Genomic DNA, 17,390 nt, shown 5'->3' on the forward strand with positions numbered 1-17,390 from the left:
TCATGAAAGCACATAGCCCCACGCGGTGGCGGTTTAGACGGCCGAGCGTCATTCCGGGTTTCGGAATGGCGCTCGGCTTTACCTTGACCTGGCTCACCCTTCTGATCCTCATCCCGCTCTCGGGCCTTGCCGTCCGGTCGAGCGCGCTCGGCTGGGAGAAATTCTGGTCGATCGCGCTCGATCCGCGCACGCTGAACGCGCTGCGCATCAGCTTCGGCAGCGCCTTCATCGCCGCGATCGTCAATGCCGTCTTCGGGATCCTGCTTGCCTGGGTTCTGGTGCGCTACCGCTTTCCCGGCAAGCGCATCATCGACGCCATGGTCGACCTGCCGTTCGCGCTGCCGACCGCCGTCGCCGGCATCGCCCTGACGACGCTCTATGCGCCGAACGGCTGGATGGGCCAGTTCCTGACACCGCTCGGCATCAAGATCGCCTTCACGCCGGCCGGCATCGTCATCGCGCTGATCTTCGTCGGCCTGCCCTTCGTGGTGCGCACCGTGCAGCCGGTTATGGAGGAAATCGACATGGAAGTGGAAGAGGCCGCGGCAACGCTCGGCGCCAACCGCTTCCAGACGATTTTCCGCGTGCTGCTGCCGGGGCTGGCGCCTGCCGTGCTCACCGGCTTTGCGCTCGCCTTTGCCCGCGGCGTCGGCGAATACGGCTCAGTCATCTTCATCGCCGGCAACCTGCCGTTCAAATCGGAGATCGCGCCGCTTTTGATCATCATCAAACTCGAAGAGTATAATTATGCGGCAGCGACCGGCATCGCGGCGATCATGCTGATCATCTCGTTCGCCATGCTGCTGGTCATCAACCTCATCCAGAGCTGGAGCAGGCGGAGGTACGGCTATGGCGCTTGATACAACCGCTCAACCGGTGAAGCTGCGTTCGGTGACCACCGAAAACCGCATCGCCCGCTGCACGCTGATCATCGTCTCGCTGATCTTCCTGCTGCTGATCCTGCTGCTGCCGCTGGCCGCCGTCTTTGTCGAGGCTTTCCGCAAGGGACCCGGCCCGTTCATCGAGGCGCTCGGCGATGCCGAAACCTTCTCGGCGATCCGCCTGACGCTGATCGTTGCCGGTGTCAGCGTTCCCCTTAACCTCATCTTCGGGGTTGCCGCCGCCTGGGCGATCGCCAAGTTCGAGTTCAAGGGCAAAGCTTTCCTGACGACGCTGATCGACCTGCCCTTCTCGGTTTCTCCCGTCATATCCGGCCTGGTCTTCGTGCTGTTGTTCGGCGCCAATACCTGGCTCGGCCAGTGGCTCAGCGCCCACGACATCAAGATCCTGTTTGCGGTGCCGGGCCTGATCCTCGCCACCATGTTCGTCACCTTCCCTTTCGTCGCCCGCGAGCTGATCCCGCTAATGCAGGAACAGGGGACGGCCGACGAAGAGGCCGCCCTTTCGCTTGGCGCCAGCGGCTGGCAGACCTTCTGGCACGTGACGCTGCCGAACATCAAATGGGGCCTGCTATATGGGGTGCTGCTCTGCAACGCCCGCGCCATGGGCGAATTCGGCGCCGTCTCGGTGGTGTCGGGCCATATCCGCGGCCAGACGAACACCATGCCGCTGCAGGTGGAGATTCTCTATAACGAGTATAATTTCACCGGCGCTTTTGCCGTCGCCACGCTTTTGGCCTTGCTGGCGCTCGTCACTCTTGTTTTGAAGACGCTGCTGGAAATGCGCTATAGCGCTGAAATCTCCGCCAGCCGGCGGCACTGAAGGATTTGGAATGGAAGTACGCGTTCAAAACATCCGCAAGGAATTCGATCGTTTCCCGGCGCTGCATGATGTCTCGCTCGGCATCCGCTCCGGCGAGCTGATCGCCCTGCTTGGCCCGTCCGGATCCGGCAAGACGACATTGCTGCGCCTGATCGCCGGGCTGGAAAGCCCGACGGAGGGGCAGATCTTCTTCGGCGACGAAGATGCCTCGAAGAAATCAGTGCAGCAGCGCAATATCGGCTTCGTCTTCCAGCATTATGCCCTCTTCCGCTACATGACGGTGCTCGACAACGTCTCCTTCGGCTTGCGAGTCAGAAATAGCGCGCGGCGGCCGGCCAAGGCCGATATCCGCAAGCGGGCGCTGGAACTGCTCGACCTCGTGCAGCTCTCCGGCCTTGAAAAACGCTACCCGGCCCAGCTTTCCGGCGGCCAGCGCCAGCGTGTGGCGCTCGCTCGTGCCATGGCCGTCGAGCCGAACGTGCTGCTGCTCGACGAGCCCTTCGGGGCGCTCGACGCCCAGGTGCGCAAGGACTTGCGCAAATGGCTGCGCGAGATCCACGACCGCACCGGCCACACCACCGTCTTCGTCACCCACGACCAGGACGAGGCGCTGGAGCTCGCCGACCGCGTCGTCGTCATGAGCCAGGGCGCAATCGAGCAGGTCGGCACGCCGGATGAGGTCTACGACAATCCGAACTCCCCCTTCGTCTTCGGCTTCATCGGGCAGTCGAACTGCCTGCAGGTGGAAATCTCAGATGGCGACATTCGATTCGAAGGCCGCTCGCTCGGCCTCAATGCCGAGGGCGAGCCGGACGGCACCGCGCAGCTCTACTTCCGCCCGCATGACGTCAGGCTCTGCGAATCAGCTGAAAACTGCATCGCCGGCCAACCGGTTTCCAGCCGCCGCGTCGCCGGCACCCGCCATATCGAACTGGATATCGGCAACGACCGCCCGCATATCGAGATCGAGCTGCCGCCGAGCGAGGCCGACAGGCTCGACCGCCACCGCGTGGCCTTCAAACCGACCCGCTGGAAGCTGTTCCGCAGCTGATGGAGGTTGTTGTCACGACCCGACTCCTCGCAGGACTCTCATGTGGCGAGAGTCCCTTTGGCTTTTTGTTATCTATGGTTGTTTGTATTTTTGTCACATGACGAGTAAAAGATTTTCACGTTAATAAGTAGGACTAATCCCACAGGAGGCACCTTGCGTTGAGGGCGGAGATTTCCTTTGGAAAATCCCTGATCGGGATTTTGTTCGTAGGGCTGGCGGCCGCAGGCTGCACAACGACACCGAAACCGGCGGCAACGGCGGCGAAGACAAAGCAACCGGCGAAAGTTACCTTCAACTACACGAACAAGGACCGCGACTGCCTGCAGCGCGCGATGTATTTCGAATCGCAGCATTCCGATGAGGACGGCTATATGGCCGTCGGAACCGTGGTCATGAACCGGCTGACGTCAGGCGCCTATCCGCCTTCGATCTGCGGCGTCGTCGCCCAGGAAAAACAGTTTGCTCCCGGCGTGATGACGCGCGAAGTCAAGCCGCAGGCCGAAACCGAGCTGGCGACCGCCGCCGACGCCATCCTCAAAGGCGCCCGTCATCCCGCGGTCAAGGATGCGATGTTCTTCCACACCGACGGGCTGAAATTCCCCTACAACAACATGCATTATGTGGCGGTCGCCGGCGGCAACGCCTTCTACGAGAAGCGCGGCGCCGATGGCATGCTCCAAACACCGCCGCCGCTGCCCGCCTATGAGGTGGCGATGAACTATGTGCCTGGCGAAAGCATGCTGCCGCCGCAATTCGACGCGCTGATCCCGTCGGCCGTTCCGGTTCCGCTGCCGGCGCCCGACCCGATGGCGACAGCGAGCACGATGTCGGCGATCAATGCGACGCCGACGGCACGTATGGCGCCGATTGCCAATCCCATGCCGATGCAGATCACGGCCCCGGTGACCGCGCCGGAAACCTCGATCGAACCCGACCCGGGAATGCCGATCGCGATCCCCATTCCCCGCCCCGCCTATGACAGCGTCATGCTGCGCGGCAGTGTCGCAGCGAACGGCGGCTAAGCCCGCCGTTCCGGTTATGGGTTAAAGTGCAGGGCGCTCAGGCGCGCTCTTCCCAGACCTTGGCCAGTTCGACGATCGTCTTGACCGCCTTTTCCATATCCTGGCGGCTGACCCATTCGAGCGGCGAGTGGAAGGCGTGGCCGCCGGCGAAGATGTTCGGGCATGGCAGGCCCATGAAGGAGAGGCGCGAGCCGTCCGTGCCGCCGCGGATGCTGCCGCGCACCGGCGTCATGCCGGCCCGGCGCACGGCTTCGATGGCATTGTCGACGATCTCCGGGTGCCGGTCGAGCACCACCTTCATGTTGCGATACTGTTCCTTGACCTGGAAATGATAGGTCGAGCCGGGATAGCCGGCCATGACCTCCTTGACGATGGCTTCGAGCATCGTTTCCTTTTCCACCAGTCCCTTGTCGGTGAAGTCACGGATGATAAGGCTGAGCGAGGCCCTTTCCATCGAGCCGGTGACGCCGGTGGGATGGATAAAGCCCTGCTTGCCCTCGGTGGTCTCCGGAGCCATCTCCTTCGGCAGCCGGTCGATGATGGCGCCAGCGATCTTGATGGCGTTCTCCATCCGGTCCTTGGCAAAGCCCGGATGGATCGCCACGCCTGAAATAGCGATCTCGACGCCATCGGCCGAGAAAGTCTCGTCCTCGATATGGCCTGATGTCTCGCCGTCCATCGTATAGGCGAAGTCGGCGCCGAGTTTCCTTAAGTCGACCTTGTTGACGCCGCGCCCGACTTCCTCGTCGGGCGTGAACAGGATCTTGATCGTCCCGTGCCGGATCTCGCGATTGTCGACGAGCACTTGGGCCGCGGTCATGATTTCCGCCAGCCCGGCCTTGTCGTCGGCGCCGAGCAAGGTCGTCCCATCGGTGGTGACGATGTCGTTGCCGAGCTGGTTGTTCAGCTCGGGATGCTCGGAAACGCGAATGACCCGGCTCGGATCGCCGACGAGCTGAATATCCCCGCCGACATAATTGCGGATGATTTGCGGCCTGACACCCGTGCCGCTGAAATCGGGCGCGGTATCCATATGCGAGCAGAAGCAGATGACCGGCACCGCCTTGTCGCTATTTCCAGGAATGGTCGCATAGACATAACCATGTTCATCGAGATGCGCATCGGCCAGGCCGATCTTCAGCAGTTCATCGACCAGCACCCGGCCGAGATCCTTCTGCTTTTCGGTGGTCGGCTGCGTGGACGAGGCAGGGTCGGATTGCGTGTCGATAACGACATAACGGAGAAAGCGGTCGAGAACAGTGTCGGTCATGGCATCCAATCCAGCAAATCACCTGGTTGATATAATCCTCACGGGCGATGCGGCAAAAGTTTTTTCCGCTCGCAATGCGTGAGGATTGACCCGATCAATCGACGCGTATTCCCTCGCCGTCGAACACATGCAGGTACTGCGCCGGGAAAGCCACATTGACCTTCGGTCCTGCCTTCAGCGCTTCGCGATCGAGCGTGAAGATCTTGAACGGCAGGCCGTGCAGGGCAAGATGCAGGATGATGCCGAAGCCGGTGGGCTCGACGAGTTCGACATCGGTGGCAAGTCCCGCCCCGTCAGTCGTCATCAGCACATGCTCCGGCCGGATGCCGAGTGTCACCTTGGCGCCGTCTTCAAGCGGCAGCGGCTTTGCCAGCAGCACGATCGTCCCGTCCTGCAGCTTGACGCCGCCTTCGACATAGCTCGCCGCGAGGAAATTCATCCCCGGCGAGCCGATGAAGCCGGCAACGAACAGGTTGGCGGGGTGGTCGTAGAGTTCGAGCGGACTGCCGACCTGCTGCACCACGCCGCCATGCATGGCGACGATCCGGTCCGCCAGGGTCATTGCCTCGATCTGGTCATGGGTGACGTAGATCGAGGTCGCCTTCAGGTCACCGTGCAGCTTCTTGATTTCGGCGCGCATCTGTTCGCGCAGCCGCGCATCGAGATTGGAGAGCGGCTCGTCGAACAGGAAGGCCTTCGGCTGGCGCACGATGGCGCGGCCCATGGCGACGCGCTGGCGCTGGCCGCCGGAAAGCGCCTTCGGCCGGCGTTCGAGCAGCGGATCGAGGCCGAGCTTGGCGGCGGCGGCGGAGACGGCGCTGGCGATCTTCTCCTTCGCCGTCTTCCGCAGTTTCAGGCTGTAGCTCATATTGCCGGCGACGTTCATATGCGGATAAAGCGCATAGGACTGGAACACCATGGCGATGTCGCGGTCCTTGGGATGCCGTTCGTTCACCCGGGCGCCGGCAATGCGGATCTCGCCTGATGTGACATCCTCCAGCCCGGCGATCATCCGCAGCAGCGTGGACTTGCCGCAGCCGGACGGCCCGACCAGCACGACGAATTCGCCGTCCTTGATCTCAAGATCGACGCCGTGCAGCACCTGCACATGGCCATAGGCTTTGCGGAGATTCTGGATATCGATCGATGCCATTTGTTTAACCCTTGACCGCGCCGGCCGTCAGGCCCTGGACGAGATAACGCTGGATGAGCAGGAAGAAGAGACCGGCCGGAATGAGCGCCATGACGCCCGCCGCCATCATCTGCCCGAAATCCACCGAGAATTTCGAAACGAAGGTGAGAAGCCCGACCGGGAAGGTTGCCGCGTCATTGCCGTTGATCAGCATCAGCGCAAAGAGCAGCTCGCTCCAGGCGGCGGTGAAAACGAAGCCGAGCGTGGCGGCGATCCCTGGCAGCGTCAGCGGCAGGATGATCTGGCGAAACGCCGTGAACTGCGTCGCCCCGTCGATCATCGCCGCCTCTTCCAAATCCTTGGGGATGCCGTCGAAGAAGGACTGCATCAGGAAGGTGGCGAAAGGCACGTTGAAGGCGGTGTAGACGATGACGAGACCGGTGAGGCTGTTGGTCAGATGTAAGGGCGACAGGATCTTGAAGATCGGCGCCACCAACATGACGAGCGGGAACATCTGGGTCAGCAGCATCAGCGCGACGATCCAGTATTTTGCCCGGAAATTGAAGCGCGACAGCGCGTAGCCGGAGAGCGAGGCGCAGATCGTCACCGTCACCGCCGTCGAGGCCGAGACGATCAGGCTGTTCTTGAAGAAGGTCGGAAAGGCGCTGTGCTGCAGCACGAAGGCATAGTGATCCCATGTCGTGCGCGACGGCCACATGCGCACGCCTTCGCTATAGAGCAGGTCGTTCGGCGTCACCGACACTTTGAGCAGCCAGAACAGCGGGAAGAGCGCAAAGGCGATATAGCAGAGGATTGCCAGGCGGTGCGCGATGGTGGGGATGGCGGATCGTCTCATCGGCTCAATCCTTGTTCAGCAGCGTCTGCCGCAGCAGGATGATCAGCATCGAATAGGCAAGCAGCAGCACGAGCAGCACCAGCGCGATCGCCGAGGCATAACCGAAATCGAGCCGCTTGAACGCCGTGGTGAAGATATAGCTCGCGACGATCTGGGTGCGGTCGGCTGGCCCGCCATTGGTCATGACGACGATGAGATCGGCGAAATTGGAGATCCACACGGTGCGCAAGAGCACGGTGATGGCAATGGTCGGCGCCAGAAACGGCAGGGTGATCGAGCGGAAACGCTGGAACCAGCCGGCGCCGTCGATCGACGCCGCCTCGTAGAGATCGCGCGGGATCGCCTGCAGGGCGGCCAGCAGCGTGATCGCAAAGAAGGGAATGCCCCACCAGACATTGGCGACGATCGGCCCCCACATCGCATAATTGGGATCGGAAAGGATATTGCCCGGCTCATGCATCAGCCCGAGCCCGAAGAGCCAATGCGGGATCGGCCCGATGACCGGATTGAACAGCCAGGCCCAGTTGAGGCCGGCAAGAAAGGACGGCACCGCCCAGGGCAGGAAGACCAAAGCCTGCGCGATCGCCCGGCCCGGAAACGGCTTGTCGAGCAGTAGCGCCAGGATGAGGCCGAAGACGAACTGCAGCACGACGGAGGCGCCGGTCCACCAGAGCGTGTTCCTCAGCGCTCCGTAAAAGGCCGGATCGCCGGCAAGCTCCCGGAAATGATCGAGCCCGATGAAGCCGCCGGAAAACGGGTTGAGCAGCTGGATATCGCGGAAGGCGTAGGAAACGCCCAAGGTCAGCGGCACCAGCATCACCGCAATGATCAGGATCAGCGACGGCGCGCTGTAGAGATATGGCTCCGAAGCATCGGCAAGACGACGCAGCCATGGCCTGCGGTCGCGACGCATGTCGAGCGTATCGGCGGAAGTGGTCATCGGATTGCAGTTTCCATCACGTGTAATCAAGGCTTTCAATGCGCGTGCGGCCCCCCCATCCGACCCTTCGGGCCACCTTCTCCCCGCCGGGGAGAAGGGGAATGAGGCGCCGCCACGAGTCTCTTCTCCCCAGCGGGGAGAAGGTGCCGGCAGGCGGATGAGGGGGCTTCTGCCTCGAAGCCCCCATCACCCCACCTACTTCTTGCTCAGAAACTTCTGCTGCGCCTTGGTCAGATAGTCCGCCCACTGGTCGGCCAGATCCTTCGCCGAGATATCGCCGAGCAAGGCCTGCTGCGAGGTCTTGATCGCCAACGAATCCTTGAAGAAGGCAAACTCCTCGAGGTAGGTCGGCATGACAGTCGGCACCGTGTTCGGGTCCGCCAGCTCCTCGAACCAGCCCTTGAACTGGTCACCGGCATAGAAAGGATCCTTCTCGGCCGCCGTGTAGGCCGGCAGGGCGCCGATGCGCTTGTTCCACTCGATATTGCCTTCCGGCCCTTCGAGGGTGGCGATCAGCTTCCAGGAGAGATCCTTGTTGCCGCTGGTCGAAAACATCGACCAGCCGCCATAGCCGATCGTCGGGAAGGACTTGCCATCCGGGCCTTTCGGCAGCGGCATGACGCCGAAATCTTCCTTTTTCATGCGTTCGGCAATGGCGATCAGCGCATCCGGATCCTGGTCGAGGAAGGCGCAGGTGCCGGAATAGAAGCCGGCGACGACTTCGTTGAAGCCCCAGTTGACGCTGTCCTTCGGCGCATAGCCCTTCTTGTAAAGATCGACCATCCATTCGATGCCCTTGGCCCAGCCTGGGCTGTTCATCGTCGAGGTGCCGTCTTCTTTGAAGTATTTGTTCGACCCGGCCATCGAGGCGGCGAAAATCATCCAGCCGTTGAGGCCGCCGGCACCGCCGCGCATGCAGTAGCCGTATTTGCCCTGCAGTTTGGAGATCTTTTCCGAAGCGGCGGTGAACTCCTCCAGCGTCTTCGGCGGCGCTGCGACACCGGCTTCCGAAAGCAGCTTCTTGTTGTAGAACATCGCCCGGAGATAGAAGCCGTAGGGCAGCATATAGGCGGTGTTCTTGACGTCGCGGCCGAGTTCGAGCGCGCGCGGCGTCAGCTCCTTGGTGTGCTCCCACTTTGCGAGATAGGGCTCGAGGCTTTCGAGCATGCCGTTATTCGCATAGAGCGACAGCCAGGTATCGGGCATCTCCATCACATCGGGCACGTCACCGGCCGATACCATGGTCGCAAACTTCTGGAAGGCTTCGTTCCAGGGCAGCGAGATGATGTCGACCTTGGTGCCGGGATTGGCCGCCTCGAACTTGCCGACGATCGATTTCAGCGTTTCGGTGCGCTCCGGGCTGGTGATGACTTCGACAAGCTTGAGCGTGGTATCGGCAAAGGCCGTACCCGCCATCATCGAAGCAAAGAGCGTCGAGATTATTAGTTTTTTCATGCTCAGTTCCCCCTTTTAGGTTCTTGGGTTTCAGGATTGCGAGGCGGCGGCAAGCGCCTCCTCGATGTCTCTCCACAGCGCCTCGGTTCCTTCGAGGCCGACATGGAGGCGTACGGATCGCGCATGGATGCCAAAGGTTTGCGCGGAATTCGGCTGTGCCTTTTGCTGCAGCACCACCTCGCCCGGTACGATCAGGCTTTCATGACCACCCCAGCTTACACCCAATTTGAAGAGCTTGAGGTGGTCGGCGAAGGCGCGGATATCGACGCCGTCGCGGAAGATGAAGGAAAACAGGCCGGAGGTGCCGTTGAGGCCGGCAGGCAGGCGGTTGGCGAGGCCCGGGTGGCAGACCGTCTCCACCACCTCGAGCTTCTGCACGCGCCGGGCGATCTCGAGTGCCGATGCCTCATGCGCCCGCATGCGCAGCGGCAGCGTGCGCAGGCCGCGGATCAAGAGCCAGGCATCGAAGGGCGAAAGCTTGCCGCCGAGATAGGGATAGGCCTCTGCCTTGATGCGCGCGATCATTTCTTTCGAGCCGGCGACGATGCCCGCCACCACATCGCTGTGGCCGCCGAGATATTTCGAGGCCGAATGGATGACAAGATCGACGCCGAGCGTCAGCGGCCGCTGGAAGAACGGGCTCGCCCAGCTGTTGTCGATCATCGAGACGACGCCGTGGCGCTTGGCAAGCGCCGCGAGCGCGCCGACATCATGCGCCTCCATCACCCAGCTCGTCGGGCTTTCCAGATACAGGAGCTTGGCGCCGGGCAGCGCCTTGGCAACTGCCTCCTCGTCGCGCCCGTCGACATAGGTCACCTCGATCTTCATCCGCTTCAGGATAGTGCCGAACAGGCGGAAGGCATCGGGATAGACATGTTTGACGGCGACGATGCGGTCGCCCGGCTCGACGAAGCTCAGCACGGCTGACGAGATCGCCGCCATGCCGCTCGCAAAACCGAGCGCATCCTCGGCACCTTCGAGTTTTGCCAGCATTTCTTCGAAGGCGCGCACGGTCGGATTCAGCCCGCGCGTATAGGTCGGCCGTACCTTCTCGCCGCGATAGACGGTGATCATCTCGTCATAATCGGAAAAGGTGAAAAGCGAAGTCTGGAAGATCGGCGGCACGACGGCGTCGGCGAAGTTGCCGTCGTCGTGGGCGGTGATGATGGAGGCAAGATCGAACGGGTCTTCGCCGCTGTTCATTTGGACATTTCCTTGATGTCTTCCTCGACAATGTCGAGGATCTTCAATGTTTCCGCACGCGCCGCCTCGGCATCCCCGGCCGCGATCGCGTTGAAAAGGGTGCGATGAAAGGGAAAGGACCGGCGGGCGAAATCCTGCCGGTCGAAGGGATGCTCCCAGAAGCGCTCGAAGGTCTCGCGCATCTGCTCGAGAAGCTGGCGAAACAGCGGATTGTGGGTGGCGTCGTAAACGGCGAGATGGAAAGCCAGATCCTCCGGCCCCGAGGTGCCCTTCTCCAGGTGCACCCGCTCCATCTCGTTGAGTTTTTCCTCGATGACGACGAGGTCCTTCGCCGTGCGCCGTCTCGCTGCGACCATGCCCGCCTCGCATTCAATTCCGCGGCGAACCTCCAGCGTTTGCAGCAGCGCATCGCGCAGATGCACCGCATCGAAGGACAGCGGCATATGGATCGTCGCCCTAGACACCGGCTTCAACAGATAGGTGCCGCTGCCCTTGCGCGTCTCGATCACCCCGAGCGCCTGGAAGTGGCGGATCGCCTCGCGAATCGTGGAACGCCCGACAGCAAGGGCCGCCATCAACTCGCGCTCCGCCGGCAGCCGGTCCCCCGCCTGCAAGCGCGCATCCTCGACATAATCCGCCAGCGCATCGGTCACCTGACGCGCGCGGTCCATGACGGGAAGCGGCCTGATCACCGGCCTGTCGCTAAGGTTTGCCTTCATGGTTCCCCATTTTTCTATCAGGCAGTCAGGCTTGAAATTGGTCTGACATCTTAGCATTTCTCAAACGAGGAAGGACGTCAAGTCCACTCTCCCGCCTCTTTCGCATCAAATTTTAGTCGATGTAGCGGCCGTCGTTCAGGTGGGTGCGGGCAGGAAAGCCGCGCTTGGTTTCCACGATTGCCCGCTTCGCTTCTTCGTCGGTCTTCACCCGATGCCGCGGCCACGGTTGACAGCACGTTCGCGCCGTTCCGCGATAATCTGCTCACTGCTTTCCTGGCGGACGGTCTGCTGCAGGACCTTCAACCTCTCCTGCATCGCCGCGAAGGCCGGGCGCTGCGCCGGCGGGACCCGATTGATGAGATCCTTTTCACCGCGGATGATGGCATTTCGCCCGAAACGCTCGTCAAGCGCCTTGCTGATGGCGGCGAACTCCCGGCGAATGCTCGGATCGAGAGAACCAACGGAACCGCTCAGCTTCCGACCATTCTTCTTCGCTTCCGCTGTCAGCCGCTGGATCGCCTCTTCCGCAGCTTTCGACAAGCCCGGAATGGCAACCGCCATCCGCCGGCGCTCTTCGATAATGGCCCGACGCTCGGCTTCGAGGGTGTTTGCATAGGCGGTCCCAAGCGACCGCAGGCGGGCTGCCACTTCGGGCACGGCCCGCATCACCTCTTTCCGCTCCCGGCCGGACGCCAGCATCCGATCCATCAGGCGATCGGAGCCACGTAACGGACCGTAGGCGGCCGGATCGTTTGCCACCGCGGCGGCGATGCGATCAGCAGCAAAGCCTTTCCGGAGCAGTTCCTCGACCTTGTCGACGGCACCTGACGGATTGCGCCAGATGGTTGTCGCGACGTTGGCCAATGCGGCACGCTGCTGGCGATAGAGAGGGTTGGAGAGCGCTCGCAATCGAGCCTCGTCGTCGACCGACGTCTTGAACTCGGTGACGGCGGCGAGCATGGGCAGCACGGGCACATTCTCTTTCCCTACCCCTTTCTCTGGCTCCTTGGCCGGAACGGCACTGACAGCCACGACGATCTTCGAGCGATCCTGCCGCTCGGCGAGATGCTGCTCCTCGGCAAAACGCTTCACGGCTTCGAACAGCCCAGTCAGTTCCTCGTGCCGGGCGGCCGGCAGATTTTCCGGCATGCGCCCCTCCATGTTGCGTTCAGCAACCGCATCCGCCTTCGAGGTGAATGCACTCCAGCCAAAGCGGGCCGTTAACGCTTCGCTGACCGCCTTGATCTCCTGCACGATGGTGCGGTCCTCGGCGGCGAGCGCAAAGGCCGACTTATAGGCGTCGTCCCCACCCCGGCTGCGCACCGCCTCAATCTCCATAAGACGCGCCGCTGCGCGTTCGGAGAGCGCAGGGATCGACAATGACATATAGGAGCGACGCGTCTGTTCACGGAGTTCGAACCGTTCGGCGTTTCTGCGGAACTCGGTCGCATGGGCCCGGGCCAAGGGAAGCAATTCCCTCACAGCCGCCATGGCGACCTCGCGCTCGTTGCGCGCCGCGCGTCCGTCGACGATCAGCTCGGAACCACGCAGCCGGCCGAGCCGGTCGGGTGCTGCCGTAAGATCATCAGTGAGCCTGCGGGGTTGAGTGCCGACGTCCGAGGCGAGCGCATTCAGGGCAACAAGTGCTGCATCCGGATCCCGGTAGATCTTATTGAGCAGCGGCCGAAGGACTGCTTCCCGCTCCGTCCAGGCCGGCGAGGAATGCTGTGCCAGCCGCGCATCCGCCTCGACGCTCCTGACGAACGAAGTGGTCGGCGGGATCAGATAGTGTGCTTCGCCAGCGCTTGCGCCCGAGACGATGTGGGATTCAGTTCGCGCCTCGTTGTAGGCGACCCGCCGTTCTCGCTCGATGGCAAAGCCGAGCGCCACGCTTGCCCTTTCCCAGAGCTTTTCCACCTGCTCCCTCTTTGCGGCAATCCACGTCCAGCGCCGGGAAAGGCTTTCCTCCATCTCGGCTGCGGCGAGCGAAAGATGATCGAGCCCGCGGCGCCGAGCGAAGTCTTGCGCCTGGGCGCGATAACCGGCCTCGCTTTCAAAATCGAGCGTCGTCGTCTTGGCGCCGGAACGCGACAATCGCTCGACGAGCTGCTTGAACACATCCGGCCGATGACTTTCCCGCTCGATGCGCTCCTGGCGCGCTTCGGCGGTTTCGATCTGTCTGGCCGTCCAGACGTTGCGGTCGACTTCCCTCTCCTCGTAGCGCTTGTGACCTGTCGCCTCGTCGACAATGGCAATCTGGACCTTGACCCGCTCGACACCATCCTTGCGCAGCGTAATGGTGTCGCCGTCGGAGATGCCGGCGTCTTCGAGCGCTTTCGGCAGGCTGACGCCCCACAGGCGATGGACGGTTCCGTCATCCGTCCTGACATCGGCATAGGGGCTGTCGTCGGCATCCTCATCATCGGGCCGGAATTTGGCTTCGCCGGTTTCGACAAGCTCGCCGGTGACACCCGCGGCGTGATCGACACGCGGTTTGCGTCCCCATTCCGGTCTCGGCTCAAAATCCTCTTTCGCTGCATAAAGGTCGACGCGGTCACGATGCCGGGTCATCGACACATAGGTCAGATGCCGGTCCATCATGCCGGTGGCGAGCACGAAGGTGCGGTCGACGGTGGCGCCTTGCGATTTGTGGATCGTTGCGGCATAGCCGTGATCGACATTGCGATAGCTCTCCTCGCTGAAGACGACCTTGCGGCCATTGTCGAGCAGAACCGACAGCAGCGGATCGCCGCGTTTGTCACCGGTCGCGACGACCGTGCCGAGCATGCCGTTCTTGACGTATTGCGGCCCGGAGTGCTTGGCCCGCGGCTCGAGGAAGCGAGCATTTTCCAGGAAGATGATGCGGTCGCCGACGGCAAATTCCCGCGTCCCGCGCTCGGTCCCGAAGCTCCGGCTTTCGCCGAGCGCCCCCTCTTGCGTCATCACCGATCGCAGCGCCTCGTTCAGCTTGCGGACATCGTCGTTGGTGTGGGCGAGCACGAGCAGCTCGTCGCCGCGAAGATGGCCATCTCTACCTTCCGAGATCGACCGACCGATTGCCTGCTTGCGCGCAACAGCCCAGTCGGAGACGATCCGATCGATCGCTTCCTCGCGCGTATCCGCCTCGACCAGATGCCCCTGTTGAGCATAGGCGTCGAGACCTTTCTCGATCTCGCCGCGGGCAAAGAGCCGTGAGGCGTCACGGGCCCACGCCTCACGCTGGCGGCGCACGCCGGCAAGCTCGGCAAAGCCGATCCGTTCGGTGATTGCCCGAAAGGCAGCACCTGCCTGGATCGGCTGCAGCTGCATCGCGTCACCGACGAGAACGACCTTTACCTCAGCCTCCTCGGCAATCTTCAGCACACGGGCCATCTGCTGCGACGACACCATGCCGGCCTCGTCGATGACCAGCACATCCCCGCGATGGAGCGTGTCGCGCCCATTTGCCCAGGCGAGTTCCCACGAGGCAAGTGTGCGCGAGGTGATGCCGGAACTGTCTTCCAGCCCTTCCGCCGCCTTGCCCGCAAGGGCTGCGCCGATCACCCGGTGCCCCTCGCCTTCCCAGGCGAGACGGGCCGCGGCAAGCAGCGTCGATTTGCCGGCCCCGGCCAGGCCGACGACGGCGGCAATACCGCTATCACCGGTGACATGACGGATGGCATCGACCTGCTCCGCATCGAGCCGGAACGGCGTTTGGGGATCGCCGCTCTCGACGCGATCAATCGCCGCTTCAACGTGCCGCCTGGAAACACCGAAGCCACCGCGCGCCGACAATGCCCGTGCCGACAGCGCCATGTCATATTCGATACGCAGGATGTCCCGCGTGGTGAACACGGCAGGCTCGGCCGCCTTCCCTGTCTCTTGATCGATCTCCTGCGGCTTCAAGATGACCAACTGGTCCGACGCCATCAGCCGGGCGCGGATGTTGGCGAAGTCCGCGGGATCGTCGACAGTGCGGTGTAGCGCTTTGGCGATATCCCTCTCGTCGAAGGTCGAGCGTTCGTTGCCGAGTTGCTTCAACAGAAGCTCCGGCTCGGCGAGCAACCGGTCGGCCATCTCCTGGCGCCGTGCAAGATCAGCCGGCGCGAAGTAGAGTTCCCTGCCCTTGCGGGCGAGTGCGGCCTTCTCCGGCCCGAGATGTTTTTGCGCGATACCGTCGAGGCCCTGTTCGGCATAGGAGCGCCCATCGAGGCGGATCTCATGGCCGGCGAGCGCCAGATGCCGGTTGGCCGTCTCCGCCCAGGCGATCTTCCACGCCTTCATCGTTTCCTTGTCACCGGCCCAGACCTTATAGACGATCTTGCCGGTCGGCCGGTCGGGGGTGACGACACGCAACGGCTTGCCGTCCTCTCCCAGAACCGCAACTTTCTTCCGCCCGAATCCTTCCTCCGTCAGCGGCCGGAGCGTCATCATCAGGTGGATATGCGGGTTGCCATCCTTGTCGTGATAGACCCAGTCGGCGATCATTCCTTTCGAGGTGAGATTGTCGCGAACGAAGTCGCGCACCAGCGCGATGTTCTCTGCCCGCGTCAGCTCTTCCGGCAGCGCGATGATCAGTTCCCGGGCAAGCTGCGCATCCGCCCGCCTCTCAAAGGCATCGACCGCATTCCAAAGCACTTCGCTCGCCCGGGCGACAGATTGCCCGTCGATCCCATTCTTCAGCCAGGCCGGGATTTGATCGGGCAGCGCCAGTTCCTCATGCATCAGCTCGGAGGCGCCGCCGCGATAGCTGAACGACGTTCCCACCTGTTCGTCGATCATCCGGGCGCGATGACGATAAGCGGCGGCCGAGACGATACTGCGTCCCGCCCCCCTGCTGATCACCTGCGCTCTGACGAACATGATCGCCACTGGTGTCTCCAGATTGATCCAGGCACGTCGCGACAGCGACGTATATTGCGCCCTCGAACAGATCGGACCGTAGAGCCGATGCCGTTTTTCCGGTTGCAGGGTAGCGCACTTTACTATCTTATTATAGTCAGTATAATCGAACATCGCGCTATCTGAACCGCGAAAGGAACCGCGAATGTCGACCAAATCATCGATCGCCGATCTCGACGCCCAGATCGAGAGGCTGCGCGAACGCAAACGTCTATTGATCGTCAAATCGGCGGAACGGTTTGCCCGCGCTGTCACCAAATCCGGCCTGGCCGAGATGGAGATCGCCGATGAGGAGGTCGATCGGATCGTCGAGGAGATCGCCGCGCGGTTTCGCAAGGGGGAAAGGAAAGGGGTCGTTGTCCCTGCTCCTCAAACGCGTCGACCAGCAGATAGCGGCGCTGGAGCGCAGGGGCAGGTTCCAAATGACGGCTGAACGCAAGCGCGACACGCGCGAGAAAATCCTGCTCGGCGGGATCGTCGTCCGAGCTGGATTTGCTGGGGTAGAAATTAGAGCGTCGGACATAGTAGAGACCAGCGGCAGAGTGATACGCCCCTGTTCCAATCGTCTGCGCCGGCTAAGATGACGGCGAGAGCCGCCTCAGAAGTCCAAGGCGGAGCAGACCGTCGAGATCTGCCTAGATCACTGAGCCTCGGCGACGGCCAAATCGGCCTATGCTTCTGGAGCTCCGTCCAACAAGCCGTCATATAATTCCAACAGCACGTTGGTGATCGCCTGCCCGAGAGCGTTGCCGGCGGAGCGTAACTCCTCTTCACTGCCGTCACGGGCCGCCTTGGCAAGCTCAAAGCCTTGCTCGCCGACGATCTGCTTTGCCGCTTCGATCGCCCAGAGCCCAAAGTCGCCTCGGCTATCGATTTTGATTGTTTCGTTCATTGTTGATTCCAGCTTGTCGCGGGCGAAAGGTTTAACCGACACCCCCGCGATGGCAAAGTACGGTGCGGGCAATATCCCCAAACTAGGAACCATCCATCACCGTTTTGAACCGACAGGATCACTGGCTTACCGAAACGCGCAGTCGCCGAAGGGCGCACCCACCTATTTGGGCCGCTTAGTCGCCAATCGGCGCGATCCGTTGCGCACCCATTCGCTCATTTACCCATTCACGATTCAGGCCTCGAAG

14 protein-coding genes and 2 pseudogenes are annotated in these 17,390 nt (G+C 62.3%); 7 read left to right on the plus strand and 9 right to left on the minus strand.

Going from position 1 to position 17,390, the window contains the following annotated elements:
* The first annotated feature begins 2 nt into the window (after window positions 1-2).
* The 4 genes from cysT to FHX14_RS02205 all read left to right on the plus strand — a co-directional run bounded on the left by cysT (window position 3) and on the right by FHX14_RS02205 (window position 3,795).
* A complete protein-coding gene (gene cysT, locus FHX14_RS02190) occupies window positions 3-860 on the plus strand; it encodes a sulfate ABC transporter permease subunit CysT (protein WP_184375853.1) in 858 nt (285 codons plus the stop codon).
* Window positions 850-1,722, plus strand: a complete 873-nt coding sequence (gene cysW / locus FHX14_RS02195) for a sulfate ABC transporter permease subunit CysW (RefSeq protein ID WP_003594559.1) — start codon at window positions 850-852, stop codon at window positions 1,720-1,722. The genes cysT and cysW overlap by 11 nt, the downstream gene beginning before the upstream one ends.
* A 10-nt stretch (window positions 1,723-1,732) precedes the next feature.
* Window positions 1,733-2,773, plus strand: coding sequence for a sulfate/molybdate ABC transporter ATP-binding protein (locus FHX14_RS02200; protein ID WP_003594557.1), 1,041 nt, complete (start codon window positions 1,733-1,735; stop codon window positions 2,771-2,773).
* 158 nt (window positions 2,774-2,931) lie between these two features.
* A complete protein-coding gene (locus tag FHX14_RS02205) occupies window positions 2,932-3,795 on the plus strand; it encodes a cell wall hydrolase (RefSeq protein WP_179613094.1) in 864 nt (287 codons plus the stop codon).
* Between the two features lie 37 nt (window positions 3,796-3,832).
* Here FHX14_RS02205 and pepT read toward each other — a convergent pair whose 3' ends face one another.
* From pepT to FHX14_RS02225, 4 genes are all read right to left on the minus strand, one after another.
* A complete protein-coding gene (pepT, locus tag FHX14_RS02210) occupies window positions 3,833-5,065 on the minus strand; it encodes a peptidase T (RefSeq protein ID WP_003594552.1) in 1,233 nt (410 codons plus the stop codon).
* 94 nt (window positions 5,066-5,159) lie between these two features.
* Window positions 5,160-6,218: a sn-glycerol-3-phosphate ABC transporter ATP-binding protein UgpC gene (gene ugpC, locus FHX14_RS02215; protein WP_054185019.1), complete on the minus strand. Its 1,059-nt coding sequence runs from the start codon at window positions 6,216-6,218 to the stop codon at window positions 5,160-5,162.
* Between the two features lie 4 nt (window positions 6,219-6,222).
* Window positions 6,223-7,053, minus strand: coding sequence for a carbohydrate ABC transporter permease (locus tag FHX14_RS02220; protein WP_003594550.1), 831 nt, complete (start codon window positions 7,051-7,053; stop codon window positions 6,223-6,225).
* 4 nt (window positions 7,054-7,057) lie between these two features.
* Window positions 7,058-7,993: a sugar ABC transporter permease gene (locus FHX14_RS02225; RefSeq protein WP_003594549.1), complete on the minus strand. Its 936-nt coding sequence runs from the start codon at window positions 7,991-7,993 to the stop codon at window positions 7,058-7,060.
* Between FHX14_RS02225 and FHX14_RS32870 the strand changes: the two are divergent.
* Window positions 7,965-8,161 (plus strand): annotated as a pseudogene (locus tag FHX14_RS32870) (hypothetical protein); the annotation flags it as partial. The gene FHX14_RS02225 and the pseudogene FHX14_RS32870 sit on opposite strands and share 29 nt — an antisense overlap.
* A gap of 27 nt (window positions 8,162-8,188) precedes the next feature.
* Here FHX14_RS32870 and FHX14_RS02230 read toward each other — a convergent pair.
* From FHX14_RS02230 to traA, 4 genes are all read right to left on the minus strand, one after another.
* Window positions 8,189-9,448 carry a sugar ABC transporter substrate-binding protein gene (locus FHX14_RS02230; protein ID WP_003594548.1) on the minus strand — a complete coding sequence of 420 codons (1,260 nt, stop codon included), beginning with the start codon at window positions 9,446-9,448 and terminating at the stop codon, window positions 8,189-8,191.
* Window positions 9,449-9,478: 30 nt separating this feature from the next.
* Complete coding sequence (locus FHX14_RS02235; RefSeq protein ID WP_184375855.1) at window positions 9,479-10,651, minus strand: PLP-dependent transferase; 1,173 nt, start codon at window positions 10,649-10,651, stop codon at window positions 9,479-9,481.
* On the minus strand, window positions 10,648-11,370 hold the full coding sequence (locus tag FHX14_RS02240) for a FadR/GntR family transcriptional regulator (RefSeq protein ID WP_037074324.1): 723 nt from the start codon (window positions 11,368-11,370) through the stop codon (window positions 10,648-10,650). The genes FHX14_RS02235 and FHX14_RS02240 overlap by 4 nt, the downstream gene beginning before the upstream one ends.
* Before the next feature lie 204 nt (window positions 11,371-11,574).
* Window positions 11,575-16,221, minus strand: a complete 4,647-nt coding sequence (gene traA / locus FHX14_RS02245) for a Ti-type conjugative transfer relaxase TraA (protein WP_184376250.1) — start codon at window positions 16,219-16,221, stop codon at window positions 11,575-11,577.
* Between the two features lie 175 nt (window positions 16,222-16,396).
* Here traA and FHX14_RS02250 point away from each other — a divergent pair, with 175 nt between their 5' ends.
* Both FHX14_RS02250 and traD read left to right on the plus strand, forming a co-directional pair.
* Window positions 16,397-16,684, plus strand: a complete 288-nt coding sequence (locus tag FHX14_RS02250) for a TraC family protein (RefSeq protein WP_184375857.1) — start codon at window positions 16,397-16,399, stop codon at window positions 16,682-16,684.
* Window positions 16,650-16,748, plus strand: a pseudogene (traD, locus tag FHX14_RS32875) (conjugal transfer protein TraD); the annotation flags it as partial. The gene FHX14_RS02250 and the pseudogene traD, both read left to right, overlap by 35 nt.
* Before the next feature lie 173 nt (window positions 16,749-16,921).
* Here traD and FHX14_RS02260 read toward each other — a convergent pair.
* Window positions 16,922-17,143, minus strand: a complete 222-nt coding sequence (locus FHX14_RS02260; protein WP_184375861.1) for a hypothetical protein — start codon at window positions 17,141-17,143, stop codon at window positions 16,922-16,924.
* Window positions 17,144-17,390: the final 247 nt, after the last annotated feature.

This window comes from Rhizobium sp. BK619 (assembly GCF_014195245.1).
In the GTDB taxonomy this organism is placed as follows: domain Bacteria; phylum Pseudomonadota; class Alphaproteobacteria; order Rhizobiales; family Rhizobiaceae; genus Rhizobium; species Rhizobium acidisoli.